Here is a 24,548-nt window from a genome sequence, read left to right on the forward strand (position 1 = left end):
GTAACGCCCGAGCGAGAGCAACGAGCGAAGAAGGCACCCGCGAAGGCGGCGCCAGCCGCCCCGCCCCCGCCACATCCCCCAAAGCGCCACCAACCCCGTAGCGCGGCGTAACGCCCGAGCGAGAGCAACGAGCGAGGAAGGCACCCGCGGAGGCGGCGCCCAGCCGCCCCGACCCCGCCACATCCCCTCAACCACACTCCTAAAACCACTCCACCCCTTGACCCAACGCAATTTTTCCAAAAATCTACGTGACCAAAGCCAAATTTATCAATAGAGTATGATGAAATCGCAAAAAGCAGCGGGCACGCGAATTTTGGTTATGCTGCCATGTGCTAGGCATAGACTATTAGAAACAGTGGTTTATGCTTGCTTGAGTGGCGATATAACATCAATGGTCATGCTGGCGCGTTCAAAAGTGTTATGTGGAAGGGCGTATAATCACTGTTAGGCGCTACTGCTCACCTTATATTTGGACTTCGCATGAGACACTCTGAAAGACACAAAACAGATCGAATCGGTTGGCTTCGTGCTGCGGTTCTTGGTGCAAACGACGGGATTGTATCTACTGCGAGCCTGGTCTTGGGGGTGGCAGCAGCAGGGGCGGACTCCAAGGCTTTGTTAGTCGCAGGCGTAGCTGGTCTCGTTGCAGGTGCTATGTCGATGGCAGCAGGTGAGTACGTGTCAGTCAGCTCTCAAGCCGATACGGAGGGGGCCGACCTTGCCAGAGAGAAAGCCGAGCTGGCTGATGCGCCTGAACAAGAGCATGCGGAGCTTGCCGAGATTTACGTCAGGCGCGGGTTAGACCGGGCGCTCGCAGACAGCGTAGCAAGTCAACTGATGAAGCAGGATGCACTTGGGGCACATGCACGCGATGAACTTGGCATCTCAGAGGTCTCTACGGCCCGTCCAATTCAGGCTGCATTGGCGTCGGCAGGCACATTCTCGGTAGGTGCGGCCCTTCCCTTATGTGTCGTCCTATCGTTTCCGGAGTGGTTACTTATGTGGGTCGTCCCTGGCAGTTCATTGGTGTTCCTTGCCTTACTAGGCTCATTAGCAGCGAAAGTCGGCGGCGCTCCTGTTCTTAAGGCCGCCTCTCGGGTCACGTTTTGGGGGGCTCTGGCAATGGCTTTGACGGCTGGGGTCGGTGCGCTCTTCGGTGTGGCCGTATGATTTTCTGGCGGTGCATTCTCTCGCCTAACAAGGCGCTGCTGTCGGACAAATTCTCCGCTGCGCTTCAAATTTGCCGCAGAGCGCGGCGTTAACCATCTTAAGGAGTAGTTCGTGGCATCACCCTTATCAGATTTAGACGAGCTCGTTCTTAGATGCAGGGATGAGAAGGCGAAGAGTTACATCAAAGAATCTGTTTCGTGCTATAAATCTGGTGCATTTAGATCAGCCATAGTTTCTACATGGATAGCTGTCTCATTTGACATTATTGATAAATTAAAGGATTTATCTCTTGCAGGTGACAAGGAAGCAGAGAAGCAATTAGAAGAGTTTGAAAAGGCAAGGAAAGCTGGTGATATTGCTAGCTCACTAAAATTTGAAAGAGATATTTTGCAAATAGCTAGGGATAAGCTTGAACTAATTTCACATATCGAATTTATAGATCTAGAAAGATTGCAGCAAGATAGGAACAGGTGTGCACATCCTTCAATGACATCAGATGGTGAAATATTTAATCCTTCTGCTGAGCTCGCAAGAGTACATATTCGTTCCGCTGTTGAGTATTTGCTACAGTTTCCACCTGCGCAAGGAAAGTATGCTCTTGAAAGCCTTGTCAACGAAGTCGGCTCTGAGTACTTTCCAACAAATTTAAGTAAGGCAGTAACAGCATTTAAAAATAGTCCGTTGTTTAAAGCTAGAGAAAGCCTAGTCAGAAACTTTATAGTTGTTCTTTTGAAGAAGCTCTTGAAAGAAGCAATCGACTACAAAGAGGGGTTGAGGATTTCTTCTGCACTGAATGCCGTTGAACAAATACACAAAGAAAACTACACCGATACATTAAAATCGAAACTGTCGAGCCTTATCAAAACACTCTCTGATGATAATCTTGATAAAACATTTCCAGTGCTCAAAAGACTAACAGATAGTTGGGAGTGCTTGGAACCAGATGTAAAGCAGAAACTTGAAGCTTATGTTGAGAATTTGCCGAAAGAAAAACTAGATGAACTAGATTTTTTGCTTTCACATGTAGGCTTGTCTCCATCTGCAAATAGGCGACTTCGTAAAACAACACGAGCAGAGATAGATGATCCATTATTCTTTGATTTGCCAATTCCAGTTGGGGATAGAATCGTAGAACTTTACGTTAACTCAGGGTCTTTCGATCAGGCAAACAGCTTTTCATCAACAGTTACTAGATACGCATCGGATTTCACGAAAGCTCAAGTTGAAAAAGTTATTAAGGCTTGCGGTGAAAACTATGAAATTAAAAATAGTTTTGAAGTTGGGACAGTCATAAACGCAATGAGGAAAAACAAACATGTGACTGATGCTGAAATTGACGCATGGTTAATTGATGTTGACCTTAGAAAATATGCTAAATCTGATGCAATTGAAGAAGATGGTTAACAAAGCGCTGCACACGGATAAATTATTCGCTTCGCGCATAATTTACCGGTGAGCGCTGCGTTAGAGGGCAACCGTAGTTCATTGCAACCATAAAAAATTTGATGAGAAAAGTTGCTTGCCATCAAACCTGAACTTTCAGACTTTTTAAAAGGATACTTAAATTGATAATTGAAAAAGTGAGTCTTGAAGGCTTTAGGAACTTTCGAGAAGCTACTATTCGCTTTACAGATAAGACGCTAATTATTGGAGGCAATGATGTTGGTAAAACAAATTTACTCTATGGCATCCGCTTGCTACTTGATAAGTCGTTGTCAGATAGGGATATTGAGCCGGAAGCTACGGATTTCTTCATAGATAACGATGGACTTCAGGAAGAATCTTTCTCTATTAAAATCTATTTTTCTGATATCAATGAGGATGCTGTTCTTTCTGCGCTAAAGGGAAGTGTGAGTGATGAAAGTAAGACCGTGATTTCTATTACAGCAGATAGAAAGACACTTGATTACGAGATATCTATCGGGTGTTCGGATGATGAGCTTGAGATTATTCCATCACGATTCTATTTGAAACAGTTAAATTTGCGATATGTAAAATCCCGAAGAGACCTTCAAAAGTTCATTCAAATAGAAAAAAGAAAGTTACTAAAACAATCTCAAGACAGCCTTGAAGATGAAGAGCTTGTGCATGACCAAGTTGAAATGGTAGCCATATCAGCCAAGTTAAACGAAGTTAACGAAAAGATTGCGGAGCTTAACTATGTAAAAGATGCTACCTCAGTAGTTAATGAGGAGCTGAAAAAGCTATCATATAAAAATGATAACTATAGTGTTCATTTAGATACTGGGGCTATAAAAGTAAACCAGTTTATTGAAAACTTGGAATTAGGTGCATCTACATCTGGTTCAAAACTAATGCTTGGTGGTGATGGTCGAAACAATCAAATATTATTAGCCCTATGGAAGGCAAAAAGTCAAAGAGAGTTTGATCCTGACCACGAGGTTACATTTTATTGTGTTGAAGAACCTGAAGCTCATTTACATCCACATCAACAACGAAAGCTGGCAGATTACTTAATTCATGATCTTCCCGGACAGACTATAATTACAAGCCATTCCCCTCAAATAACAGAACGATATAAGCCGGATTCAATAGTTCGAATTCTCTTGGCTGAAAATGGAAGTTTGGCGGCCAAAGGTGGCTGTTCTGCATGCATTTCCGATGCTTGGGACGACTTAGGTTATAGGATGAGTATTCTTCCTGCTGAGGCCTTTTTTTCTAGCTGTGTTTTTTTGGTTGAAGGGCCATCAGAAAAACTCTTCTATGAGGAATTGGCAATACAGCTAGGAATAGATTTGGATTTTCATAATATCTCAATCCTTAGTGTTGATGGAATTCAATTTAAAGTTTACAGCACAATTTTGGATGCTATGGAAATACCTTGGGTTTTGAGAACAGATAATGACGTTTCAGGTATTAAAAATAGTGTTAACAAAAGAGCAGTCGGTATTAATAGATGCTTATCATTGGCTGGCCTAGCTAGTGGACCTGACTATACACCAACAACAACATCGCAAGGCTTAGTTGATTCTGGAGTTTGGAAAGCGACTTCAGATCAAATAAATCCACACGGAATATTTCTTTCAAAGATTGATCTAGAAGCTGATTTGGCTTTAGAGCTTCCGGATGAATTGTTAACTTATTCTGGAAAGACCGATATCAATGATGCAGTAAAATACTTGCAGAGTAAGAAAGCCATTAGAATGCGAGAATTTTTGTCTCAAAATCATAAGGAGCTTGCAGGAGTAAGTGGGGGTGAGTTAGCTAAACCATTGCATCATGCTGTTAAGTTGGTAGGCCAATAACATGAGTGATTTTGAGTATACTCCAGATCAAAAAGCAGCGATAAGCTCAAATTCAAATATGGTTATTACTGCTTGCCCTGGAAGTGGAAAGACCACTGTTGTTGCAGAAAAGATCAGAAATGAAGTTAAAGACCTTCCGCCCTATCGTGGTGTTATTGGAATTACTTTTACTGTAAAGGCCAGTAAGGAATTAAGAAAGCGATGTAAGAAAAATGCTTGCGATACTAAAATGAGCTTTTTTGGCACTATTGACCATTTTTGTTTGAGTGAGATTATACATCCTTTTTTGGCGAGAGTTCTTGATAGGAAAAAGCACCAGTTAGAGTGCATTAAATCTGATGAAATGCCTAAATATGTTTTGGATAGATTGAGTGTAATGCCTCATTACAGCGATGAGATAAACTCAACCTCTTTTAAATGCTTAGAAGATGATATTGTCATATTATTCGATCATGGTTTTGTCTTGCTCGAGCTACTTGGTGTGATAGCCAATCATGTCATAACGGTATCTCATGCTTGTCAAAGATATATTGCAGCAAAATACAACTCGGTATACATAGATGAATATCAAGACTCCTCTGAGCCACAGCATGTACTCTTTCTCAAGTTACTAGAACTGGGGCTTGTAGGTGTTGCAGTTGGTGATGTACAACAATCTATCTATGCTTGGCGTGGGAGTGATCCTGAGTTTATTAAAGAATTAACAAACAAACCTGATGTCTTCGAACATCATATCGTAAACATCAATCATCGCTGTCACCCATCAATCACTAATTATTCTAACCGGCTTTACGACGCTGAATGTGATTTATTGCCAGCTAGTGATATCAGAGTATATAGGCGCCACTACACAGGCACTCAAGTAGATGTTACTGGAAAAATAAATGAGTCAATTGAACTCGCGTTTAAGAACAACCTAGTTGAATCCTATTCGCAAATAGGGATACTTGTAAGAAATAACATATCTCTAGAATTTCTTAGTAATGGATTGAATGTACCGTTTCGAATCTTTGACGAAGACCCATTGGCAGTTAGAAATACAAGGGTTTGTAATTTATTTTCTCAGCTTTTAAGGTTTCGATTTGACGAGCATCATCGTTTAAATGATGTTGTTGAGTATATACAGTCATTTACTTCAGTTTCGAAGAATAGTTTATCTGTATTGCGTAAAACGATATCAACTATTGGTGATAAAGTTCAAGATGAACTATCACGTACGATTGTGGATATCACTGGTCAAATCTTAAATGTCGATATCAGTGCTTCAGACAAAGAGTTGATCAATACAATATGCTTGGAGTCTAGGTTACTTCAGCATTATAAGCCGATAAATGAGAATGAAGTCCAAGTTATGACACTTCATAAATCTAAAGGGCTAGAATTTGAGCTTGTGTATCACTTGGATCTATACGATTGGATTCACCCTAAAAGAAAGTTTGTTCGAGGTTGCTTCGATGTAATATATGATAATTGGGAGCAGGAGTTGAATTTACACTTTGTTGGGATAACTAGAGCGAAAAATTATTGTGTTCTAGTTACAAGCAATAGTCGTCTCAATCGAGACTATGAAACCAAAACAGGAAATCCGTCTCAATTCTTTTCGTTGCCTGGATTAGAAGGATTGTATCTATAGCCTAATACATATGCGATTTCTTCATCGTGAGAAAGACCTGCAGCAACTCGCAACATAATACTATTTGCCATCTAACAAGTTGCTGCACACGGAAAAATTACTCGCTGCGCTCCTAATTTTCCGGTGAGCAAGGCGTTAGGTGCTAGATGCTCCGACGGCTCTGGGGCCCTTTCCGGTGCCTGGGTGGTCTTCATGATCGCCAAGTAATTGGAGGTACTTTTTTTCAACGGGCCGAACCGGCTCCTTTTGAAACGGTTTTGTGTTGACGTTCTGCAACAGTTTTAAAGGTGAATTGGTTGCTTGGCCAAAAAATTGTCTCTTAATTTCTCTGCCAAGAACTTCACCGATGAGGCTCGGAACTGCGTTGCCTAGCTGTCTCTGAACTTCTGTTCTGCCGCCAGCTATTTCGTAATCGTCCGGAAAAGTTTGAAGGCGGCATAGTTCTCTCGTTGAAAGGCGTCTATTTTTCCAGTGAAAAGGACCAATTGCGCTTCCCGGTTGCGCTTGGATAGTCCAAGAAGGTTTGTTTTTTGCTAACTTGAGAAGAAAACTCCAATAACGGGTTCTCCAACCAAACAAAGGCATCCCTTCTCCCCGGTTGGTATGGTGGAGGTAGTTTTTGCCTTCGGGAATGCTAGGCAATAGGTCCGCCCACTTTCCTGTTGCGCGTAGGGCATCATGGGACATCCCTTCGAGGTCACCGATTGCATCCCAAGCTGTTCTCCAAGGTTCAACGTGGAACAGATCATCTTGTCCAATCTCTGGATTTCTGTGAGTCGGAGCGGGAAAAGTGAAATCCAGCCCTTCTCTTGAACCAATAATAAAAACACGCTCCCTAATTTGGGGGACTCCGTAGTCAGCAGCGTTTAAAACACCTACATTAAAGTTGTAATTCGTACCCTCTTCCTTGTTGATCTGATTGATGATATTCCTTAGAAGGGTAATTGCTTCATCCTTTCCCTTGTAAGTTATCCCAAATACATTCTCCATCAGGAATGCTCTTGGTTTTAAGTCTCTAAGCACCCGAAGATAGGCAGTCAAAGTATCTGCTCGGGGGTCATCTAGGCGCTTTGTCTCACCTTTAGACCAGTACGCTGACTTAGAAAATGGTTGGCATGGTGGCCCCCCGATAAGCAGAGATGCGTCTCCTTCGGTAAGGTCGCCGGTCGCTAAAATATCTTCACTACTTACATTATGAATATCGTCTTGGATGGGATTCCATTCAGGACGATTGAGACGAACGGTCTCGCAAGCCCATTTGTCCATTTCTATGGCAACGGTGGTGTCGAATCCAGCGGCTTCTAGGCCTAGGTCTAGGCCGCCGGTGCCGGTATATAAACTAATCGTCTTGTGCATATGGCCGCTTTAAAGTACCTTGAAAGGTTATTTTAGTGCCAAGCTACGCGAACTATTGGCATCGTCAACCCAATGATACTGAAATTGTATTGAGGATACAAGTGATTGAGGTGAGACTAAGAGAGGTAATGGCAGAGTACTCCCAAAAAAACGGGAAAAGGCTTACATATCAAGGGCTTGCTGAGCTAACCGGCATCTCGAAAGCTACATTGGAGGCCTTGGGCTCTAGGCCAGACTACAACACAACCCTCCATGTGCTTGACACTTTATGTAAACACCTGCAATGCGAGGTGTCAGACCTCGTTGTCTATCGAGAGGATTATTAGTGACCGATTTTGATTTGTACCAAGCCACAGGGTTGACTCCCCAAGAGTTGTCCGAAGTATTCCAGAACAACCCGCGAGCGTACATGGCGGTTCGAGGTGCAGTTTCTGAGAAGCATTTAGCCAAGGTGGTTGATGCTCTTCGACAAGAGGGCGTGATAGACGGATATAGGACAGCTTCCGGAGATATGGATAAAGACTTTTATTTGGAAAGTGGGGCGTCCCTAATCTCTCTTGAGTGTAAAAATGTTGAGGTAATTAAAACGACAAGCAAGACGGTGAGGTCTGGTTACATAGATTACCTCGCTCAAGAAGGCTTTATTGCCAGTGCAGTCATCGATGAATTTTTGAGAGAGGTTGGCTCAACTGACTCTGACCTACATTCTTTGCCAACGCAGCGTATAAATGAGTTATTTAAGCGGCTTCCTCAAAAATTCAGAGAATCAGGAATGGCTAAGTATGAGTATAGCGCTTCCCGTGTAGAATTTTCCAAGTTGGGTGAAATCTCTGACGAAGAGTTTTTGCAGCAATTCGACGAGTTTCCGATCACAATAGACTTCCAGCGGACCAGGAATTCAACGGATGGTGATGGTGATACTCGGAGGAATAGGTTTTATAGGGTTGGTGAAATAGATCTAGTCGGAGCTTGTTTGTTTTCAAGAACCATGGAATGGAAGTTTCTATATGCCAAGGCGGAAAACTTTGACAGGCATGAGCGGTATCCTGATAGATACTCAAATAGACTACAGTTGAGACCTGGCGTTTGGACGTCAGATTTAGCCTCATTGATATGCACCTAACAAAGCAATTAAATTCGCTCCCTGCGGTCGCCGGACGCTCGTTCCTCGCGCCGTTTATTGCGGGCGTTAAAGATGCTGCTCCACATCCATACTGTTATGGAGAATTCGGATGACAACGATCCTGGATTCCGTACCGGCTCTGTAAAAGATAACATGACTGCCCTGACTGAACTTTTTGTACCCTGGTTTTATGACACCCGCGTCGCGGCCAATATCCGGTTGGCGAGCGAGCAGCTTGAAAGCATCGTCAAGCTGCCTGAGGTACGTATCACGTTGGCGCTTTCCCCACTTTTCGGTGGTGAAGCGGCCTATCTCGACAACGTCTTTTCGGGCAGAGGCAGTGAGCAGGTATGGACGCATCAGTGAGCTTCGTTGTCCAGTTCGGTAATAACGCTTTCAAGGGAATACTCTGCGATTCCACTCTGCTCGCCTTCATCCAGGAGGCGTTGGAGCCGTTCAAGCTTACTTTCCGTTTCTTCAAGCAGGCGCAGTCCGGCACGTACCACCTCGCTCACCGAGCCATAGCGGCCCTTTTCAACCTGAGTGGCTATAAACTCGTCAAAGTGGGGGCCGAGCGTAATGCTGGTATTTCTAGCCATGGGGGAGACTCCTGTACCAAATATTGGTATATCATGGCAAAGCACCCATAACAAGGCAAGGCAGGCCGACGCGATAAAGTCGCGCCGCTGCGAAGCTAGCCTCCCGCGGCCTCAAACCAAAAGCGCAGGAACGGCTAGCCCTGGTAGCGGAAGACCCATACCGCAAGCCGCCTCCGTTTGAGAAGCTCGTGGGTGATCTTGCGGGGGCCTATTCATGCCGCATCAATATTCAGCATCGCCTGGTCTATCAAGTGCTCGATGACGAGCGAGTGGTGAAAGTGCTCAGGCTCTGGAGTCACTACGAATAATGCATAACCAACGGCTGTTGCGAATGTACTAGCCTTTATTCACGGCCCGACGTCGCCGAGATAGAGCACACGATTCGTGCGACGACCTGAAATACGCCAGCACTGGTGACGGCGATGGCACGCCAATGGGCGTAAGAGGGAACGGTGGCGCTTTTGCAACAAGGCATCAGTGTATCGACCGCTGCGCCCTTTTCAACGGCAGCCCAGGTGCCCCATGCCATCCGTCTTGCGCTAGCATCGGTAGATATTCAGCAGCTCGAAAAAGCGCTGTGTACCGTCAGGGAGGTCGTTGAATACCATGCCTACGTTTAACATCCGCCGTCGAGTCACCACGAACACGGCCAACCACGAATTCCCACTTTGAAAAGACGGCTCCAACCATGACCCGCAAAACCCTAAGCCTCAAAACGAAACGGCCCCCAGAGGCCAAGCCCGCCGAGACAGTGGCCGATTCCTCACCCGAAGAGCAATCACACACCGACCCCGAAAAGCGCTTTCTCAACGGCACCGCCATTCATCCTTCCCCGCGCCTTTATCTCGCCAATGGCGTTCGTGAGCACAGCGTGCGGGCGATGGATTTGATCGCGCCCATTGGCATGGGGCAGCGCGGGCTGATCGTGGCGCCGCCGGGGGCGGGGAAAACCACGCTCTTGAAGCATATCTGCCAGGCCGTGGCGGCGGCGTATTCAGAGATCAAGCTGTATGCCTTGCTGATCGATGAGCGCCCGGAGGAAGTGACCGATTTCAAGCGCAGCGTGACCGCCGAGGTGCACGCTTCGTCGTCTGACGAAAGCTACGCCCACCATGTGCGCGTGGCCGATAACCTGCTGCAAACGGCGCGCAGGCAAGCCGGGGAAGGGCACGATGCGATGATCGTGATCGACTCACTGACGCGGCTTTCCCGGGTGCACAACGCGGGGCAGCGGGGCAGTGGGCGTACCATGTCGGGCGGGTTGGATACCCGGGCGTTGGAAATCCCCCGCAAACTGTTCGGGGCGGCACGGAACATCGAAAACGGCGGCTCGCTGACCATTCTGGCCACCGTGCTGGTGGAGACAGGAAGCCGCATGGATCAGGTGATCTTCGAGGAGTTCAAGGGCACCGGCAACATGGAGCTGGTGCTGTCGCGGGAGGTGGCCAGCCAGCGCATCTTCCCGGCGCTCGATATTGCCAAAAGCAGTACCCGCCGAGAAGAGCTATTGATCGAGGCCCACGAGATCGAAAAGGTACGCAGCTTGCGCAGAGCCTTGACGCCGCTCAAGCCAACCGACGGCGCGCAGAAGCTGCTGGCGCTGCTGGAGAAGTACCCCACCAACGCCGAGCTGCTGGCGGCGTTTTCACCCGCTCAGGGGTAAGGACTGCGCCTGCCTGGGGCCCTCGCTCGCCAACGTTGCCTACAACGCCTAGCGGCTGCCTTTCTTCACATGCTTCAGGTTGGAGGCCGGGACGGCCTTCTTGACCGGAAACTCTGCCACTTCCCGGCGCTCGATGAGCTGGTTCATGCGCCGTTCGATGGCACACAGGTTCTTGAAGTCGCTGATGTCCACCAGCGAGATGGCTTCCCCGGAGGCCCCGGCGCGGCCGGTGCGGCCAATGCGGTGGATGTACTCTTCCGGCTGGAAGGGTAGGTCGTAGTTCACCACTCGGCTCAGCTCGCCGATATCCAGCCCCCGCGCGGCGACACCGGTGGCCACCAGGTACTTGAGCTCACCGGTTTTGAACTGGGCCAGAATCTTTTCGCGCATGGCCTGGCTTCTGCCGCCATGGATGGAGTCCGCGACGATGCCGCGTTTCTCCAGCTGGGCCACCAGCTTGGCCGCGCTGTGCTTCTTCTCGACGAAGATCAGCGCCTGATCCCAGGCCTGTTCGTTGATCAGGTGGCTGAGCAGGGCGGATTTGGTGTCCTTATCGACCGTGATCAGCCACTGTTCGATGGTGTCGGCGGCGCGAACGTTGGGGGTGATGGCGATGTTGGCAGCCAGGTCGGTCATCTTGCTGTCTGAAAAACTGCGGGCGAGGGCGCGAACGTCCTGGGTCATGGTGGCTGTGAACAGCAGGTTCTGGCGCTGTTCCGGCAGGCGCACGATGATCTTGTGAATATCATCCACAAAGCCCATGTCGACCATTCTGTCCGCTTCGTCCAGCACCATGACCTGCAGCTCGTCGAAGTGCAGGGCGCGCTGATGCGCCAGGTCCAGCAGCCTGCCCGGTGTGGCCACCAGAATGTCCACGCCTTCGATCAAACGCTCCTTTTGGGGCGCGGTATCCACACCGCCATACGCGGCCATCGAGGTGAGCTGGGTATGCTTGGCGTATTGCGCCACGCTGGCGTTGACCTGTACCGCCAGCTCGCGAGTGGGCACCAGAATCAGCGCGCGGATGCGCTTGGCCCGCAGCGCTTCTGCCTTGCTGAAGCGCTCCAGCAGCGGCAGCACGAAGGCGGCGGTTTTGCCGGTGCCGGTTTGGGCGGTGGCGATGAGGTCCTTGCCCGAGAGAATGGCGGGAATGGCCTGTTCCTGGATGGGCGTAGGCGTCTGGTAACCGAGTTCGGTGATCGCCTGAACGAGGGGAGTGGATAAACCGAGTGTAGAAAAAGGCATAAGGGGCCCTGACAGCGAGTCGTAGGTGGGTCGAACGTAAAAAGTGGTGCAGCATAGCGTAAAATCGGCCCGCCGTTGCTCGAATATTGCCCGCCGCGTCACCGTACCTCGCCTCACACAAGGTATAATGCCCCCTTCCCGGCGAAGCCTGTGTGCTTTAGCCTGCTGTTTTACGTCGATAAGGTCGTGGTTTGATGATCAATACCAAAATTTACAAGGCGGTGTACGAGCTGGCTGAAAAGCTGATGAAGGCCGCGTCCAAGGATGACCGCGCCACCTTTGAAGCGCTTTACGCCGAGCTGCAGGCGATCTGCACCGAGCATGAGAACACCGAGAAAGACCACCCCGAGCAGTGGGAAACCCTGGCCGACTTCACCGAAGAGCTGGAAGACGCGCTGCCGATCTACCAAAAGGCGCTGGACAAGGCGGTGGCCAAGCAGTTGAACGACCATCTGGCCTCGATTGGCTTTTCCATGGCCACCCTGCAGGTGGAGCTGGGCGAGCCCCACGCCGCCATCGAAAGCTTGCAGCGCGCCCAGGCCAGCGCCCAAACGATTGAAGACAACGAGCTGAAAGCAGAGATCGACGAGCTGCTGGCCACGCTTACCAACGGTTAGGAGTCCCCTTGACCAATAACGATATTTTTCGCCGTATTCGCTATGCCTTCGATTTGAAGGAGGCCACCATCGTCAATATCTTCGCCCTGGCAGAGGTGGACGTGACGCCTGCCCAGGTAACGGCCTGGCTGAAGAAGGATGAGGATGAAGCGCTGGTGCCCATGAAGAATCGTGAGCTGGCGGCGTTTTTGAATGGCTTCATCAGCTTCAAGCGCGGCAAGCGCGAAGGCCCGGTGCCTGCGCCGGAAACCCAGTTGAACAACAACATGGTGTTCCAGAAGCTGCGTATTGCGCTGAACATGAAGGCCGAAGACGTGCTGGCGGTGTTCGAGCAGGTGGGGCTACCGCTCAGCCCCCACGAGCTGAGCGCGTTCTTCCGCAAGCCAAGCCACAAGAATTACCGCGAGTGCAAGGACCAGATGCTGCGCAACTTCCTGATGGGTGTGCAGCAACAGCAGCGCCCCAGCCAGGAGAGCTGACGCCTTAGATGGCACCTTAGCCGTCGCGCTTCACGCACACGAAGATGGCATTGCCAGACGCGTTGTCCCACGGGGTGATGGTCTGGTAGTCGTGTTCGAACACGTGCACCTCGAAGTAGGGCGTCAGCAGGGCGATGAGTTCGCCAAAGCTGACCGCCACCATGGGGTGCTCGTCATTCCATACCTGGGTGACCGCAGGCGTGCTTTTTTCGATACTGAGCCGCAGCGTTTGCCGTTCCCCTTGCCCCGCATAGTGCCACCCCGAACGAAACGTGAAGCGATCCTCGCCCTGTTGGGCGGTGTGCTTGACGAACAGCGCGTTGTCGATGCGCTCCTTGTCCACGCTGTTGAAGCACAGTACGCCGCCGGTGCGCAGGGCGCGGTGGGCGCTGGCGATGCAGGCGCTCAGCTTTTCCAGGTTGGCGTTGTAGTGGATGGAGTATAAAAAGCAGGTGATCAAATCCACCGGCTCATCCACCTGGAATTGGCCCATGTCTTGCAGCGAAAAGTGAGCTTCCGGGCAGCGGGTGGCTGCCAGGTCCAGCATCGGCTGGTGAATGTCCAGCCCGCTGCTGGTGTAACCCACATCCAGAAAATGGCGCACGTGGGGGCCGGTGCCGCAGGCCAGGTCCAGGTGCTGGCTGCCCGCGTTGCCAAACAGCTGATGCAGGCGATGAATGGCGTTACTTTGCGCGCGGTAGTCGATGTCGACGCACATCAGATCGTAATAGCCGGAAAGGTCGGTGTAGAGCGCGTTGACGGACATGGTGGCCTAACGGTGAACGCTAAAGGAAAGAGGTGGCGCATGGTATACGAGCGCTTCGTATTTGAGAAGCCGGGTTTGGCTAGCCAACGGAGAGGGCAATGATGCATATCGGAATTGAAACGCTGGAAGCGCAGGATGTGGTGGCGCTATTGGAAGAGCACCTGGCTGACATGCACGCCACCTCGCCGCCGGAAAGCGTGCATGCGCTGGATGTGACCGCGCTCAAGGCAGCCAACATCACCTTTTACAGCGCCCGCCAGAACGGCCAGCTGTTGGGCTGTGCGGCAATCAAGGCGCTAGGGGAGGGCCAGGCGGAGCTGAAGTCCATGCGTACCACGCCCGCTGCCCGCCAGCAGGGCGTGGGCGCCCGGCTGTTGACGCACGTGCTGGAAGAGGCCCGCGCTCGGGACTATCACACCGTCTATCTGGAGACGGGTTCGATGGCCTTCTTCGAGCCCGCTCGCCGTCTATATGCTCGGTTCGGGTTCGAGTATTGCGGGCCGTTCGGCAGCTACCGGCTTGATCCCAATAGCTGTTTCATGCGGCTATGCCTGACGGAGGGCTAAAGAATCCTGGCGATTTTCCGATAATAGAAAGGTACGTCTTTTCTTAGCCACTAACGAGTCTGCCATGCCCAAATTACGTGCTCTGTTGTTGTCCGCTGCCCTGTTGATGCTTACCGCAACGGCTCAGGCATCTGTGCAGGCGGCAGAGGAGGCGGCGCTGGCGTGGTTGGCGAAGATCGATAACAGCGAGTATGAACAGGCATGGGAAGCCGCTTCGCCACTGCTGAGCACACCGCTTTCTGCCACTATGCTTGAACGCACCGTTGCGCTGTCGCGCAAGGACTTTGGCTCGGTGCAATCGCGCCGCCGAGTGCGCGTTTCGCAGTACACCTCCATGCCCGGCGCTGAACGGGGCGACTTCAAGGTCGTTACCTTCCAGACCCAGTTTGCCAACCGCCCCCGAGTGGTCGAGGTAGTAACCCCACATCTGGAAAACGGCACCTGGCGGGTCAGTGGTTACTATATCGAGTGACGGCTGGGCCAATCAGCTGCTAGCCCATCATGCGATCATCCCCGCCAATGCCTGCATGACCAACACGATGACCAGCACCGCGCTGCCGAGTGCGAGGCTGGTCATCAGCGCATGACGCTTCCACAGAGTTTCAACCCGTTTGCCATAGCGTTTCACCAGCCAGGCCAGCCCGTAGTAGCGCAGCCCGCGTGAGAGCAGCGCCGCCAGCACGAATAGCAGGATGGGGTAACCGGAGAGCCCGGCGGTAATCATGGCCACCTGGAAGGGGATGGGAAGAATGCCGATGGCCAGAATCGCGGCAAACCCGTAGCGGTTGAAGAAGCCCTGAAACGCCTGATAGCTCTCCTCCATGCCCATGAACTCGATAAACCAGGTCCCCAGCGATTGGTAGAGCACCATGCCCACGCTATAGCCCACCAGCGACGCCACCAGGCAGCCCAGCGTGGTGGCCGTGGCAATCGCCCAGATCCGCTGTTTATTCACCGCCATCAACGGGATCAGTACCAGCTCGATGGGCACGGGCAGTATGATGGTTTCCAGAAACGAGAGGGTGGCGATCAGCCAGAGCATGTGTTTGGAGCCGTTCAAACGCTCCAGCCAGTGCTGGGTACGGGTAGAGATCAGCGCCATCGTGTCCTCCTGACGTAAATGGCATGGCCGACTGGCGGCGGCGCACATGATGAATGTGCGGGGTTGTCGTGTAGAGTAGACTGTTGCGTATTCATTGACCGACGCACGTGGACCGACTCACATGAGTGATCATCATATCGTCATCATTCCGGCAGAGCCTCACTATCTGCCCTCTGCGCAGCAGGTAGCCCAGGCCAAGGCTGCGTTGTGGCAGTGGATGCCCGAGGCAGAGAGTATAGACGAGCAGGTATCAGAGCATGTGATGTTTCATGACTGTGGCAGCAACTTCGAGTACGTGCGCTGTCACCTGTGCGCGCAAGAGCTGACCCTTCCTGAGTGGCATCTCCTGATGGATCAGGATTACGACGCGCAGCGTGGCTTTGCGCTCCTTCCCCAGACGCTACCGTGCTGCGGCAGCGTTGCCAGCGTGCACCAGCTCGACTACTCCTTCCCCCAAGGGTTCGCTCGGTTTTCGATCACGGCCATCAACCCCAGAACAGGGGCCATGAGCCCCCAACAGACCGAGTCGCTGCAACGCCACCTGGGGCAACCCTTGCGGGTGATTTACCGGCATGTGTAGTGCGCAAGATTCGGGTATGTGTCGGGCCTTTCACTGGGTAAGCTTTAGCGAGCATCAGCCTCTTTTTGCCCCTTTGCCCGTGAGATGGACGCGATGAACGACTACGCCCGTATCGAAAAAGCCATGGCCTTCATGGTGGCCCACGCCGCCCAGCAGCCGAGCCTGGAGGCGGTGGCCGAGCAGGTACACTTGAGTGCGTTCCATTTTCAGCGGCTGTTCAGCCGCTATGTCGGGGTGAGTCCGAAGCGCTTTTTACAAGCGTTGACGCTGGCGCGGGGCAAGCAGTTGATTGCTTCTTCCCAGAGCCTTGCCGACACCGCCGAAGCGCTGGGACTGAGCGGCGGTTCGCGGCTTTACGATCATTTCGTGACGCTGGAGGCGGTCACGCCGGGGGAGTTCAAGCGCCAGGGGGAGGGCGTGGAAATTGCTTATGGGGTTCACCCCACGCCGTTTGGCCAGGTGCTGGTCGCCACCACCCCGAGAGGCATTTGCCGCATGGGCTTTTTGGCAGCGACACCCGAAGCGGAGATTCTGGCGCAGCTGGCCGCCGAGTGGCCGCGCTGTACCTTGCGCCACCAGCCGGACGCCACGCGTTACGCCGTCGAGGCGCTGTTCGAACCGCCGCGCCGCGCAGCGCCTGGGGCACTTTCGCTGCATGTGCGGGGCACCAACTTTCAGCTCAACGTGTGGCGGGCGCTGCTGATGATCCCAGACGGGCAGCTTGCCAGCTACTCCCACATCGCCCAGTGGCTGGGGGCGCCGAAATCGTCTCGGGCGGTGGGTAACGCGGTGGGCGCCAATCCCGTGGCGCTATGGATTCCCTGCCACCGGGTGATTCAGCAAAGCGGCGCCCTGGGTGGCTACCGCTGGGGGCTGGAGGTGAAACGCCAGGTGCAGGCCTGGGAAGCGGCCCAGCATCTGGAATCCTCGGAAAGCGCTTGAAGCGAGTGACCGGCTAGTGCCCAGCTAGCGCACGCTAATGTCCAAATATGGACCAGCCCGTGCGTTGCACGAACATCTCCAGGGCGCGCACCCCCAGAAGGCTGTTGCCGTAGCTATCCAGCCCCGGCGACCAGACGGCCAGCGAGCCGCGCCCCGGCGCAATGGCCAGAATGCCGCCGCCCACGCCGCTCTTGCCCGGCAAGCCCACACGGAAAGCAAACTCTCCGGAGGCATCGTAGTGGCCACACATCATCATCAATGAGTTGATTCGGCGTGCCCGCTGGGGCGACACCACCCGCAGGTTGCTGGGGCGGTTGACGCCGTCGGAAGCCAGAAACAGCCCGGCGTGGGCCAGTTGCTCGCAGCTCATGGCGATGGCGCACTGGTGAAAGTAGGTGCCAAGCACTTTGTCCACGTCGTGGCGCAGCCGCCCAAAGGCTTTCATGAAGTGCGCCAGCGAGGCGTTGCGGTCCTTGTGCTGCATTTCCGAGGCGGCGACCTGATGGTCGAAGCAGATGCTGTTGTCGTCGGCGATATAGCGCACGAAGCTCAATATTTCGGCCAGGGTTTCCTTGGGGGCGTGGCCCATCATGATGGCGTCTACCACCGCAATGGCCCCGGCATTGATGAACGGGTTGCGCGGTTTACCGCTCTCGTGTTCCAGCTGCACGATGGAGTTGAAGGGGTCGCCGGAGGGTTCGCGGCCGACGTTGGACCACAGCGCATCGCCGAGCTTGCCCAGGGCAATGGTCAGGGTGAAGACCTTGGAAATACTCTGAATCGAGAACGGCGTGGCGGCGCAGCCCGCCGAGAAGCGCTCGCCCTCGACGGTGGCCAGGCTGATGGCAAACTGGTTGGGGTCGACCTGGGCCAGTTGGGGAATGTAGTCGGCCACCTTGCCGCGCTCGGTGGCGTGGGATAGCTCGTCGGCAATCTCGTTCAGTAGCGTTTGCATCTCGGGGTCATCGCTCGCTTCAAGAGCCGCTACCCTAGCGGAAAAAAGCCCGGCTGTCTGCTGGCGGCAGCCCGCTGAGGCGCTGCGCAATAACCTTGATAACCCTTTGAGTTGATAAACATGCTGTTTGCCGTGGGAGCCCTTGCAGCGGGGCTGGTGGCATCTACACTGCAGCCTGAACCCTGCCCGGTCAAAGGAGCTTTCATGGATAGGATATCCAACGCGGGGCCGCTGCCCACGGCGTCACTGCGCGATACGCTGGCCATTCTGTGCCAGGTGCTGGCGCCCAACATTGCCAAAGGGGTGATCATTCGTCGCCCCCATGTGGTCGGCGTTGCCGAGCGGTTGTCGCTGGACGCCCGTGCCGTACAGCGCATGCAGTCGCTGAGCGAGAAGTATGGCCGCGGGCCGTTGATGCTCAAGGTGCCGATGAAGTCCATGGCGGTGGTGCTGGACCCCGCCGATGCCAACGATGTGCTGGAGCATACGCCCACCCCCTTTTCACCCAATGAGCAAGCCAAGCACAGTGCCCTCAGCCACTTCGAACCGGGGTTCTCGCTGATTTCTGAAGGAGAGGCCCGCGAGCAGCGTAGGGCGCTGAACGAGCGGGTTCTGCAAAGCGATTGCCCTCACCATGATGCTTCCGAGGCGTTCGTGCAGGTAGTGCAGGAAGAGGTCACGGCGCTGCTGGAGCGGGTCGCCACCCGCTATGACGAGCTGGATTGGCCGACCTTTCTGCTGACCTGGGACCGCATCGTTCGTCGCGTGGTGCTGGGCGACGCCGCCGCTGACGACCGCGTACTGACCGAGGAGCTGACTGCTCTGCGCAAAGCGGCCAACTGGGGCTTTTTGCGCCCCAAGCGCCAGCGCCTGCGCAAGCGCTTCGAGCAGCGCCTGGCGTATTACCTGCGTGAAGCGGCACCCGGCAGCCTGATGTCTGCGCTGGCTCAGCAGTGCCCTGGCCGGGAGCAGGCACCGTTGCAGCAGGTGCCCCAATGGCTGTTTGCCTTCGAGCCAGCGGGCATGGCGACCTTCCGCGCCCTGGCGCTGCTCAGCGCGCACTCGGATTTCGCGGCGCAGGCGCTGGCCAAAGCGCAGCAGGGCCACCCGCTGGACGATTTCAAGGCCACCCTGTTGGAAGCGCTACGCCTGTGGCCCACCACGCCGCTGCTGCTGCGCCAGACCACCCAGCCAACCCAGTGGCAGGCGGGCACCATGCCCGCCAACACTTCGGTACTGATTCACGCACCCTACTTTCATCGCGACGAGCGCTACCTGCACGCCGCCCATCGCTTCACCCCCGAGCTCTGGCTGACGCCGGAAGGCCATAGCCACACCCAAACGCCTTGGCCGCTGGTGCCGTTCAGCGGTGGGCCGGGTGTCTGCCCCGGCAGGCATGTGGTGCTGCTGGTGACCAGCCACTGCCTGGCTGCCCTGTTGGGGCAGGCCCGCATCGTACTTCATCCCCCGGAAAAGCTCTCCGCAGAGGCCCCCATGCCGGGCTTGCTGAGCCCGTTCCATTTGCGTTTTCGGGTGCACCGCTAGGGCCCGCGGCGCGTCGGGATTCTTGCACGGGGTGGCAGGGCGCTATTTAATGCAAGCCGTCCTTTGGCCCACTGCAATGAGTTTCCATGACCACACTGATGATTCAAGGCACCACCTCGGATGCAGGCAAAAGTACCGTGGTGGCGGGGCTGTGCCGTGTTTTGCAGCGCCGGGGGTTCTCGGTGGCTCCGTTCAAGCCCCAGAACATGGCGCTCAACAGCGCCGTGACCACCGATGGTGGAGAGATTGGCCGCTCCACTGCGCTTCAGGCCCAGGCGGCGGGGGTGATGCCGCACAGCGACATGAACCCGGTGCTGCTAAAGCCGGAAACGGACCGGGGTGCCCAGGTGATCCTGCGGGGCAAAGTGCATGGCCATATGGATGCGCTGGATTATCACGCCTTCAAGCGTACCGCCCAGGAGAGCGTGATGGCCGCTTGGCAGGCGTTGTCCCAGCGCCATGAGGTGATCATTGCCGAAGGGGCGGGAAGCCCGGCAGAAATCAATCTGCGCAAGGGCGATATCGCCAACATGGGCTTTGCCGAAGCCGTGGATTGCCCGGTACTGCTGGTGGGCGATATCGATCGAGGGGGGGTGTTTGCCCAACTGGTGGGTACCCTGGCGCTGCTGAGCGACAGCGAGCAGGCGCGGACCAAGGGGTTCATCATCAACCGTTTTCGGGGCGATATCGGGCTACTGGAGCCGGGGCTCGAGTGGCTGACGGCGCGCACCCGCAAACCGGTACTGGGTACGTTGCCCTATCTGCCCGGACTGCTGTTGGATGCCGAAGACAGCATTGGCACGGTGCAGGCAGAAAAACAGCGCGACACCCTGAACGTCATCGTGCCTGCCTTGCCACGCATCAGTAATCACACCGACTTCGATGCCTTGCGCCTGCACCCGCAGGTGTCGTTGAGCTTTATCGGGCCGGACCAGCCGATACCGGCAGCCGACGTGATCATCCTGCCGGGCAGTAAAAGCACCGCCAGCGACCTGGCCTGGCTGAAGCGCCAAGGGTGGGAGGCTGCCATCGCCAGGCACTTGCGTTACGGGGGCAAGGTGCTGGGCATTTGCGGCGGTTTTCAGATGCTGGGGGAGTGGGTGGACGACCCCGAAGGGCTGGAGGGAGCCGCCGGGCGGGTGGCGGGCCTGGGCTGGCTGGCGCTTTCGACGCGCATGGCCCCGGCCAAGCAACTGCGCAACGTGCATGGAGTGCTGGCCGGTAGTCAGGTGCCGGTGAGCGGCTACGAAATCCATCACGGCGTGAGTGAGGGCAAGGCGCTGGAGCGCCCGCTCTTCGACCTGGGTGGCCATTTTGATGGGGCCATCAGCGAAGATGGGCAAGTGTTGGGGACTTACCTGCACGGGTTGTTCGACCACCCCGATGCCTGTCAGGCCTTGCTGGAACGCTTGGGGCTGGCCAGCGCCAGTCGCATCGATTACACCGCCCACCGTGAACAGGCGCTGGAACGCCTGGCCGATACGCTGGAGGCGCACCTGGATATCGAGGCAATACTGGCCTTGCTGGCGCCCGTAGGCGGCGCTAGGTAGAGCCGTTACCCCAGTGCTCCAGCAGCAGGTCGATAAACAGCTGCGCCGTGCTGGATAGGCTGTGGGAATTGCTGCGCACCAGGCCGATCGAGCGCTGAATGCGCGGCTCCGGTAGCGCCCGAGAGCAGAGCGTATCGTGGTCGGGGCCGGGCATGGTCATGCGCGGCAGGATGGCCACGCCGAGCCCCGATTCCACCAACCCCAGCGAGGTGGAAAGGTGTTGCACCTCGTAGAAGCTGTTGAGGTGCACGCCTTCCGCCGACAGGGCATTGTCCAGCAGAGTGCGGTTGCCGCTGTCCCGGCTGACGGTGATCAGGCGGACATCTTCCAGGTCGCTCCACTCGATTTGCTGCTTGCTGGCCAGCGGGTGATCAGAGCGCAGCGCCAGCACGAAAGGGTCACGCAGCAGCGGGGTGAAGCGTACTTCCGAGCTTTGCGCGCTGATCATGTTGATCCCGAAGTCGGCCTCTCCATTGATGACCTTTTCCAGACCTTCGTTGGCGCTGACGTCCAGAATGCGGATCCGAATGCCTGGCCAGGCCTCGCTGAACACGCGAATCACACTAGGCAAAAAGTAGAAGGCCGCCGTGGGCAGGCAGGCAATGGTCACCGTGCCTTTCTGGTGGGTCACCAGCTCGCGGATACCCAGAATCGACGACTCGTACTCTTCCAGCATGCGCCGTGCGCGGGGCAGGAAATCGGCCCCGATGGGGGTTAGTCGTGTACGCCGTGTGGTGCGCTCAAGTAGTTCAACTTCCAGGAGTTCTTCCAGTTTCTGGATGCGCCGAGTGAGGGCGGGCTGGGACAGGTGAAGACGCTGGGCAGCCTCATGAAACGTGCCCAGTTCCGCCACCAGAATGAACGCCTGAAGGTCGAGAAATTCGAGTCTATGGAGCATCGGATTGTTGCGCAAAAAAGCTGGTTTGATAAGCAAAACACATTAATGCAAGAAATGGATTTATAGCAATGGATATTTGCATTTGAGGCATTAAAAATTGCCTGACATTCTCCGCCTATCAGTCAAAACGACCAGTCGACACGACGGGTCAAGATCATCACGGTGGAGCCCATGAACAGTATTCCATGTGTCGTTATGCGGGGAGGCACCTCACGAGGCCCTTTCTTGCGAATGAAGGACCTGCCCGCAGATCAAGGGCAGCAGGCCGACATTCTGCTGAGCTTGATGGGGTCTGGCCATGCGCTGCAAATCGATGGCATCGGCGGGGGAGACCCGCTGACCAGCAAGGTCGCCATCGTCGAACGCTCTTCCCACCCGGAAGCCGACGTCGATTACCTGTTCGCACAGGTGGACGTGCTCAACAAACGAGTCGACTTCAACCCCAACTGCGGCAACATGCTCTCGGCCGTTGGCCCCTACGCGCTGGAGACCGGCCTGGTAGAGCCGCAAGATGGCGTCACGGTCGTCAAGGTGTACAACCTGAACACGCGCCGGTTGATCGAATGCCATGTGCCTACCCCGGCCAGGCAGGTGCAGTACGAGGGCGATGTGTGTATCAGCGGAGTGCCCGGCAGTGCGGCGGGCATCCAGTTGAGCTTTCTGGATATCATGGGCAGCAAGACGGGCCAGCTCCTGCCCACTGGCCACGCCAGCGAGATGATCGAGGGCGTCGAGGTGAGCTGCATCGACGCGGCGACGCCGATCATGCTGCTGCGCGCGGAGTCGCTGGGCGTGACGGGTCATGAAGCGCCCGCCGAGCTGGATGCCAATCAACCCCTGCTCGACCGTCTGGAAGCGCTGCGCCGTGAAGCGGGCAAGCGCATGGGTCTGGGGGACGTGCGTGAAAGCGTGCTGCCCAAGGTGGTGCTGGTGTCGGCGCCAGCGGCGGGGGCAAGCACCTTGAATGTGCGTTATTTTGTGCCCCATCGTTGCCATAAGGCCATTGCCGTGACCGGGGCGATGGCCGTGGTGGCCGCCATCAACGTGCCCGGCTCGGTGGCCAACCTGCTGGCCCGCGACGTCGGGCGAGTAACGCCTGATGAACTGCTTTGCCATCTGGTACTGGAGCACCCCTCTGGCACCATTGCGCTGACCGCCGAGTACCGCAATGACGACCCCTTCGACATTGCCCGTGTCTCGCTCATGCGGACCGCACGCAAGATCATGAGCGGGCAGATTTTTTATGCGGCCCCCGCGGCTCCGTCGCTGGAAGCCGCTACGTAAACCACCGCGATAAATGCATTGACCGACAATAATCAATAACAGGAGTAGCGCCATGAACGTTCTTACTCACTCACCACGCGCTAGCGTGATCTCTGCCTCTCGCCATGTCTATCGCAAAGCGCTGCTGGTGCTGGCGTGCTCGGCACTGGGAGCCGTCAGCCTGAATGCCCAGGCCGACGAGGTGGCCGTGCCCGATACCATCCGCTGGACGATTCCCTTTGGCGTGGGGGGCGGGACGGATGTATGGGCCCGCTTTTTGACCACCTGGATGACCGATCACATTCAAGGGGCTCCGACGCTGGTCATCGACAACGTGCCGGGCGGAGGCTCCATCAACGGCAGCAACCTGTATGCCATGCGTGCGCCTTCCGATGGCAGCCAGTGGCTGGGCACGTCGGCGTCTACCCAGTATCCCGCCATGCTTCAGGACCGTCGCGTACGCTATGACTACAACGACTGGACGCCGATACTGGCTTCGCCCACCGGCGGCGTGGTGTACGCCCAGCCCAGCCTGGGCAGCAGCCCGGAAGAAGTGCTCGATGCCTTGAGCGAGCAGCGGGTGAAGTTTGCGGTGCAGAGCCACACGGGCCTGGAGTTACCGGTCTTGATCGCGCTGGATATGCTGGGAGCGGACGTACAAGCCGTGTCGGGCATGCGCAGCCGAGGAGAGGGGCGGTTGGCCTTCGAGCGCGGCGAGGCGGATATCGATTTCCAGACCACATCGGCCTATTTCAGCAGCGTAGCGCCGCTGGTGGAGAGTGGCCGTGCCGTGCCGCTGTTCTCACTGGGCGTGCTGGACGATCAGGGCGACATCGTGCGTGATCCTGCTTTCCCTGAACTGCCGACGTTCAATGAGGTGTATGAAGCCGCTCATGGAGAGCAGCCCGGTGGACTGGCCGGTGACGCCTTCCACAAGTTCTTCGCATCGGGCTTCACGCTGCAAAAGATGATCGTGGTGCCCAAGGATACCCCCGAAGCGCTGGTGGCTGAGTATCGTGAAGCGGTGCGCCGCTTCATCGATACCGACGAGTTCAAACAGGCTGCCGACGCACAGCTTGGCCCCTATACCCAAGTGGTGGGCGAGGTCGTGGAGCAGCATTTGCAGGATGCCATGGCGTTGGAAGATGCCACGCGCGAGTGGCTGGTGGAATGGCTGTTGGAGCAGCACGGGGCGCGCATCTGAGCCCCTTTCAATACACCCTTGAAAGC

26 protein-coding genes and 1 pseudogene are annotated in these 24,548 nt (G+C 55.0%); 19 read left to right on the plus strand and 8 right to left on the minus strand.

Features of this window, described 5'->3' with window-relative positions:
- Positions 1–480: 480 nt before the first annotated feature.
- The 4 genes from IE061_RS13040 (at position 481) to IE061_RS13055 (ending at position 6,069) form a co-directional block, all read left to right on the plus strand.
- Positions 481–1,170 carry a VIT1/CCC1 transporter family protein gene (locus tag IE061_RS13040; protein WP_020742832.1) on the plus strand — a complete coding sequence of 230 codons (690 nt, stop codon included), beginning with the start codon at positions 481–483 and terminating at the stop codon, positions 1,168–1,170.
- A 111-nt stretch (positions 1,171–1,281) separates the two neighbouring features.
- The gene (locus IE061_RS13045; RefSeq protein WP_193461797.1) at positions 1,282–2,574 is read left to right on the plus strand and encodes a hypothetical protein; all 1,293 of its coding nucleotides are present in this window, start codon (positions 1,282–1,284) and stop codon (positions 2,572–2,574) included.
- A 161-nt stretch (positions 2,575–2,735) separates the two neighbouring features.
- Positions 2,736–4,436 (plus strand): ATP-dependent nuclease, encoded by a 1,701-nt coding sequence (locus tag IE061_RS13050; protein WP_193461798.1) that lies wholly within the window; start codon positions 2,736–2,738, stop codon positions 4,434–4,436.
- A 1-nt stretch (position 4,437) separates the two neighbouring features.
- A complete protein-coding gene (locus tag IE061_RS13055; protein WP_193461799.1) occupies positions 4,438–6,069 on the plus strand; it encodes a UvrD-helicase domain-containing protein in 1,632 nt (543 codons plus the stop codon).
- A 135-nt stretch (positions 6,070–6,204) separates the two neighbouring features.
- Here the strand turns inward: IE061_RS13055 and IE061_RS13060 are convergent, their stop codons facing one another.
- Positions 6,205–7,425 (minus strand): DNA cytosine methyltransferase, encoded by a 1,221-nt coding sequence (locus IE061_RS13060; protein ID WP_193461800.1) that lies wholly within the window; start codon positions 7,423–7,425, stop codon positions 6,205–6,207.
- Between the two features lie 128 nt (positions 7,426–7,553).
- On the opposite strand from IE061_RS13060, the gene IE061_RS18330 reads away from it, so the two are divergent.
- On the plus strand, positions 7,554–7,751 hold the full coding sequence (locus tag IE061_RS18330) for a helix-turn-helix domain-containing protein (protein ID WP_373294985.1): 198 nt from the start codon (positions 7,554–7,556) through the stop codon (positions 7,749–7,751).
- Positions 7,751–8,548 carry a hypothetical protein gene (locus IE061_RS13070; RefSeq protein ID WP_193461801.1) on the plus strand — a complete coding sequence of 266 codons (798 nt, stop codon included), beginning with the start codon at positions 7,751–7,753 and terminating at the stop codon, positions 8,546–8,548. The genes IE061_RS18330 and IE061_RS13070 overlap by 1 nt, the downstream gene beginning before the upstream one ends.
- Before the next feature lie 66 nt (positions 8,549–8,614).
- Here IE061_RS13070 and IE061_RS13075 read toward each other — a convergent pair whose 3' ends face one another.
- Positions 8,615–8,908, minus strand: a complete 294-nt coding sequence (locus IE061_RS13075; protein WP_193461802.1) for a type II toxin-antitoxin system RelE/ParE family toxin — start codon at positions 8,906–8,908, stop codon at positions 8,615–8,617.
- Positions 8,908–9,147, minus strand: coding sequence for a type II toxin-antitoxin system ParD family antitoxin (locus IE061_RS13080; RefSeq protein ID WP_016914150.1), 240 nt, complete (start codon positions 9,145–9,147; stop codon positions 8,908–8,910). Before IE061_RS13080 ends, IE061_RS13075 begins: the two co-directional genes overlap by 1 nt.
- Before the next feature lie 86 nt (positions 9,148–9,233).
- Between IE061_RS13080 and IE061_RS13085 the strand changes: the two are divergent.
- The 3 genes and pseudogenes from IE061_RS13085 to rho all read left to right on the plus strand — a co-directional run.
- Positions 9,234–9,455 (plus strand): annotated as a pseudogene (locus tag IE061_RS13085) (Txe/YoeB family addiction module toxin); the annotation flags it as partial.
- A 144-nt stretch (positions 9,456–9,599) separates the two neighbouring features.
- Positions 9,600–9,767, plus strand: a complete 168-nt coding sequence (locus tag IE061_RS13090) for a hypothetical protein (RefSeq protein WP_193461803.1) — start codon at positions 9,600–9,602, stop codon at positions 9,765–9,767.
- A gap of 68 nt (positions 9,768–9,835) precedes the next feature.
- Complete coding sequence (gene rho, locus IE061_RS13095; RefSeq protein WP_193461804.1) at positions 9,836–10,810, plus strand: transcription termination factor Rho; 975 nt, start codon at positions 9,836–9,838, stop codon at positions 10,808–10,810.
- Between the two features lie 48 nt (positions 10,811–10,858).
- On the opposite strand, the gene IE061_RS13100 is transcribed toward rho, so the two are convergent.
- Positions 10,859–12,055 carry a DEAD/DEAH box helicase gene (locus tag IE061_RS13100; protein WP_016914147.1) on the minus strand — a complete coding sequence of 399 codons (1,197 nt, stop codon included), beginning with the start codon at positions 12,053–12,055 and terminating at the stop codon, positions 10,859–10,861.
- 194 nt (positions 12,056–12,249) lie between these two features.
- Here IE061_RS13100 and IE061_RS13105 point away from each other — a divergent pair, with 194 nt between their 5' ends.
- Both IE061_RS13105 and IE061_RS13110 read left to right on the plus strand, forming a co-directional pair.
- Complete coding sequence (locus IE061_RS13105; protein WP_193461805.1) at positions 12,250–12,672, plus strand: tetratricopeptide repeat protein; 423 nt, start codon at positions 12,250–12,252, stop codon at positions 12,670–12,672.
- Positions 12,673–12,680: 8 nt separating this feature from the next.
- The gene (locus IE061_RS13110) at positions 12,681–13,151 is read left to right on the plus strand and encodes a YehS family protein (RefSeq protein ID WP_016914145.1); all 471 of its coding nucleotides are present in this window, start codon (positions 12,681–12,683) and stop codon (positions 13,149–13,151) included.
- 16 nt (positions 13,152–13,167) lie between these two features.
- Here IE061_RS13110 and IE061_RS13115 read toward each other — a convergent pair whose 3' ends face one another.
- A complete protein-coding gene (locus tag IE061_RS13115) occupies positions 13,168–13,917 on the minus strand; it encodes a class I SAM-dependent DNA methyltransferase (RefSeq protein ID WP_016914144.1) in 750 nt (249 codons plus the stop codon).
- 98 nt (positions 13,918–14,015) lie between these two features.
- On the opposite strand from IE061_RS13115, the gene IE061_RS13120 reads away from it, so the two are divergent.
- Both IE061_RS13120 and IE061_RS13125 read left to right on the plus strand, forming a co-directional pair.
- Positions 14,016–14,483: a GNAT family N-acetyltransferase gene (locus IE061_RS13120; protein ID WP_230478467.1), complete on the plus strand. Its 468-nt coding sequence runs from the start codon at positions 14,016–14,018 to the stop codon at positions 14,481–14,483.
- Between the two features lie 64 nt (positions 14,484–14,547).
- Positions 14,548–14,955 (plus strand): DUF4019 domain-containing protein, encoded by a 408-nt coding sequence (locus tag IE061_RS13125; RefSeq protein ID WP_039179653.1) that lies wholly within the window; start codon positions 14,548–14,550, stop codon positions 14,953–14,955.
- 27 nt (positions 14,956–14,982) lie between these two features.
- Here IE061_RS13125 and IE061_RS13130 read toward each other — a convergent pair whose 3' ends face one another.
- Positions 14,983–15,585, minus strand: coding sequence for a YqaA family protein (locus IE061_RS13130; RefSeq protein ID WP_193461806.1), 603 nt, complete (start codon positions 15,583–15,585; stop codon positions 14,983–14,985).
- 121 nt (positions 15,586–15,706) lie between these two features.
- Here IE061_RS13130 and IE061_RS13135 point away from each other — a divergent pair, with 121 nt between their 5' ends.
- Both IE061_RS13135 and IE061_RS13140 read left to right on the plus strand, forming a co-directional pair.
- Positions 15,707–16,165 carry a hypothetical protein gene (locus tag IE061_RS13135; protein ID WP_193461807.1) on the plus strand — a complete coding sequence of 153 codons (459 nt, stop codon included), beginning with the start codon at positions 15,707–15,709 and terminating at the stop codon, positions 16,163–16,165.
- A gap of 93 nt (positions 16,166–16,258) precedes the next feature.
- Positions 16,259–17,107: a bifunctional transcriptional activator/DNA repair enzyme AdaA gene (locus IE061_RS13140; RefSeq protein WP_100731384.1), complete on the plus strand. Its 849-nt coding sequence runs from the start codon at positions 16,259–16,261 to the stop codon at positions 17,105–17,107.
- A 34-nt stretch (positions 17,108–17,141) separates the two neighbouring features.
- On the opposite strand, the gene IE061_RS13145 is transcribed toward IE061_RS13140, so the two are convergent.
- Positions 17,142–18,062, minus strand: coding sequence for a glutaminase (locus IE061_RS13145; protein WP_081138889.1), 921 nt, complete (start codon positions 18,060–18,062; stop codon positions 17,142–17,144).
- Positions 18,063–18,266: 204 nt separating this feature from the next.
- Here IE061_RS13145 and IE061_RS13150 point away from each other — a divergent pair, with 204 nt between their 5' ends.
- Together IE061_RS13150 and IE061_RS13155 are read left to right on the plus strand one after the other, a co-directional pair.
- Positions 18,267–19,607 (plus strand): cytochrome P450, encoded by a 1,341-nt coding sequence (locus IE061_RS13150; protein ID WP_193461808.1) that lies wholly within the window; start codon positions 18,267–18,269, stop codon positions 19,605–19,607.
- 86 nt (positions 19,608–19,693) lie between these two features.
- Entirely contained in the window at positions 19,694–21,157 is a 1,464-nt protein-coding gene (locus tag IE061_RS13155; RefSeq protein WP_193461809.1) for a cobyric acid synthase, read from the plus strand.
- Here the strand turns inward: IE061_RS13155 and IE061_RS13160 are convergent.
- Positions 21,150–22,055, minus strand: a complete 906-nt coding sequence (locus IE061_RS13160) for a LysR family transcriptional regulator (RefSeq protein ID WP_026001725.1) — start codon at positions 22,053–22,055, stop codon at positions 21,150–21,152. The genes IE061_RS13155 and IE061_RS13160 overlap by 8 nt on opposite strands.
- A 171-nt stretch (positions 22,056–22,226) precedes the next feature.
- Here IE061_RS13160 and IE061_RS13165 point away from each other — a divergent pair, with 171 nt between their 5' ends.
- Entirely contained in the window at positions 22,227–23,339 is a 1,113-nt protein-coding gene (locus IE061_RS13165) for a 4-oxalomesaconate tautomerase (protein ID WP_084123794.1), read from the plus strand.
- Positions 23,340–23,391: 52 nt separating this feature from the next.
- Positions 23,392–24,522, plus strand: coding sequence for a Bug family tripartite tricarboxylate transporter substrate binding protein (locus IE061_RS13170; protein WP_193461810.1), 1,131 nt, complete (start codon positions 23,392–23,394; stop codon positions 24,520–24,522).
- The last annotated feature ends 26 nt before the right edge of the window (positions 24,523–24,548 follow it).

The organism is Vreelandella hamiltonii (genome assembly GCF_014651795.1).
Classification (GTDB): Bacteria; Pseudomonadota; Gammaproteobacteria; order Pseudomonadales; family Halomonadaceae; genus Vreelandella; species Vreelandella hamiltonii.

Coding starts and splice junctions, on each gene's coding strand:
- IE061_RS13105 (WP_193461805.1), top strand. CDS start 12,250: ATGATCAATACCAAAATTTACAAGGCGGTGTACGAGCTGGCTGAAAAG.
- IE061_RS13130 (WP_193461806.1), bottom strand. CDS start 15,585: ATGGCGCTGATCTCTACCCGTACCCAGCACTGGCTGGAGCGTTTGAAC.
- IE061_RS13060 (WP_193461800.1), bottom strand. CDS start 7,425: ATGCACAAGACGATTAGTTTATATACCGGCACCGGCGGCCTAGACCTA.
- IE061_RS13120 (WP_230478467.1), top strand. CDS start 14,016: ATGATGCATATCGGAATTGAAACGCTGGAAGCGCAGGATGTGGTGGCG.
- IE061_RS13075 (WP_193461802.1), bottom strand. CDS start 8,908: ATGCGTCCATACCTGCTCACTGCCTCTGCCCGAAAAGACGTTGTCGAG.
- IE061_RS13040 (WP_020742832.1), top strand. CDS start 481: ATGAGACACTCTGAAAGACACAAAACAGATCGAATCGGTTGGCTTCGT.
- IE061_RS13160 (WP_026001725.1), bottom strand. CDS start 22,055: ATGCTCCATAGACTCGAATTTCTCGACCTTCAGGCGTTCATTCTGGTG.
- IE061_RS13100 (WP_016914147.1), bottom strand. CDS start 12,055: ATGCCTTTTTCTACACTCGGTTTATCCACTCCCCTCGTTCAGGCGATC.
- rho (WP_193461804.1), top strand. CDS start 9,836: ATGACCCGCAAAACCCTAAGCCTCAAAACGAAACGGCCCCCAGAGGCC.
- IE061_RS13170 (WP_193461810.1), top strand. CDS start 23,392: ATGAACGTTCTTACTCACTCACCACGCGCTAGCGTGATCTCTGCCTCT.
- IE061_RS18330 (WP_373294985.1), top strand. CDS start 7,554: ATGGCAGAGTACTCCCAAAAAAACGGGAAAAGGCTTACATATCAAGGG.
- IE061_RS13145 (WP_081138889.1), bottom strand. CDS start 18,062: ATGCAAACGCTACTGAACGAGATTGCCGACGAGCTATCCCACGCCACC.
- IE061_RS13055 (WP_193461799.1), top strand. CDS start 4,438: ATGAGTGATTTTGAGTATACTCCAGATCAAAAAGCAGCGATAAGCTCA.
- IE061_RS13155 (WP_193461809.1), top strand. CDS start 19,694: ATGACCACACTGATGATTCAAGGCACCACCTCGGATGCAGGCAAAAGT.
- IE061_RS13150 (WP_193461808.1), top strand. CDS start 18,267: ATGGATAGGATATCCAACGCGGGGCCGCTGCCCACGGCGTCACTGCGC.
- IE061_RS13140 (WP_100731384.1), top strand. CDS start 16,259: ATGAACGACTACGCCCGTATCGAAAAAGCCATGGCCTTCATGGTGGCC.
- IE061_RS13135 (WP_193461807.1), top strand. CDS start 15,707: ATGAGTGATCATCATATCGTCATCATTCCGGCAGAGCCTCACTATCTG.
- IE061_RS13125 (WP_039179653.1), top strand. CDS start 14,548: ATGCCCAAATTACGTGCTCTGTTGTTGTCCGCTGCCCTGTTGATGCTT.
- IE061_RS13080 (WP_016914150.1), bottom strand. CDS start 9,147: ATGGCTAGAAATACCAGCATTACGCTCGGCCCCCACTTTGACGAGTTT.
- IE061_RS13115 (WP_016914144.1), bottom strand. CDS start 13,917: ATGTCCGTCAACGCGCTCTACACCGACCTTTCCGGCTATTACGATCTG.
- IE061_RS13165 (WP_084123794.1), top strand. CDS start 22,227: ATGAACAGTATTCCATGTGTCGTTATGCGGGGAGGCACCTCACGAGGC.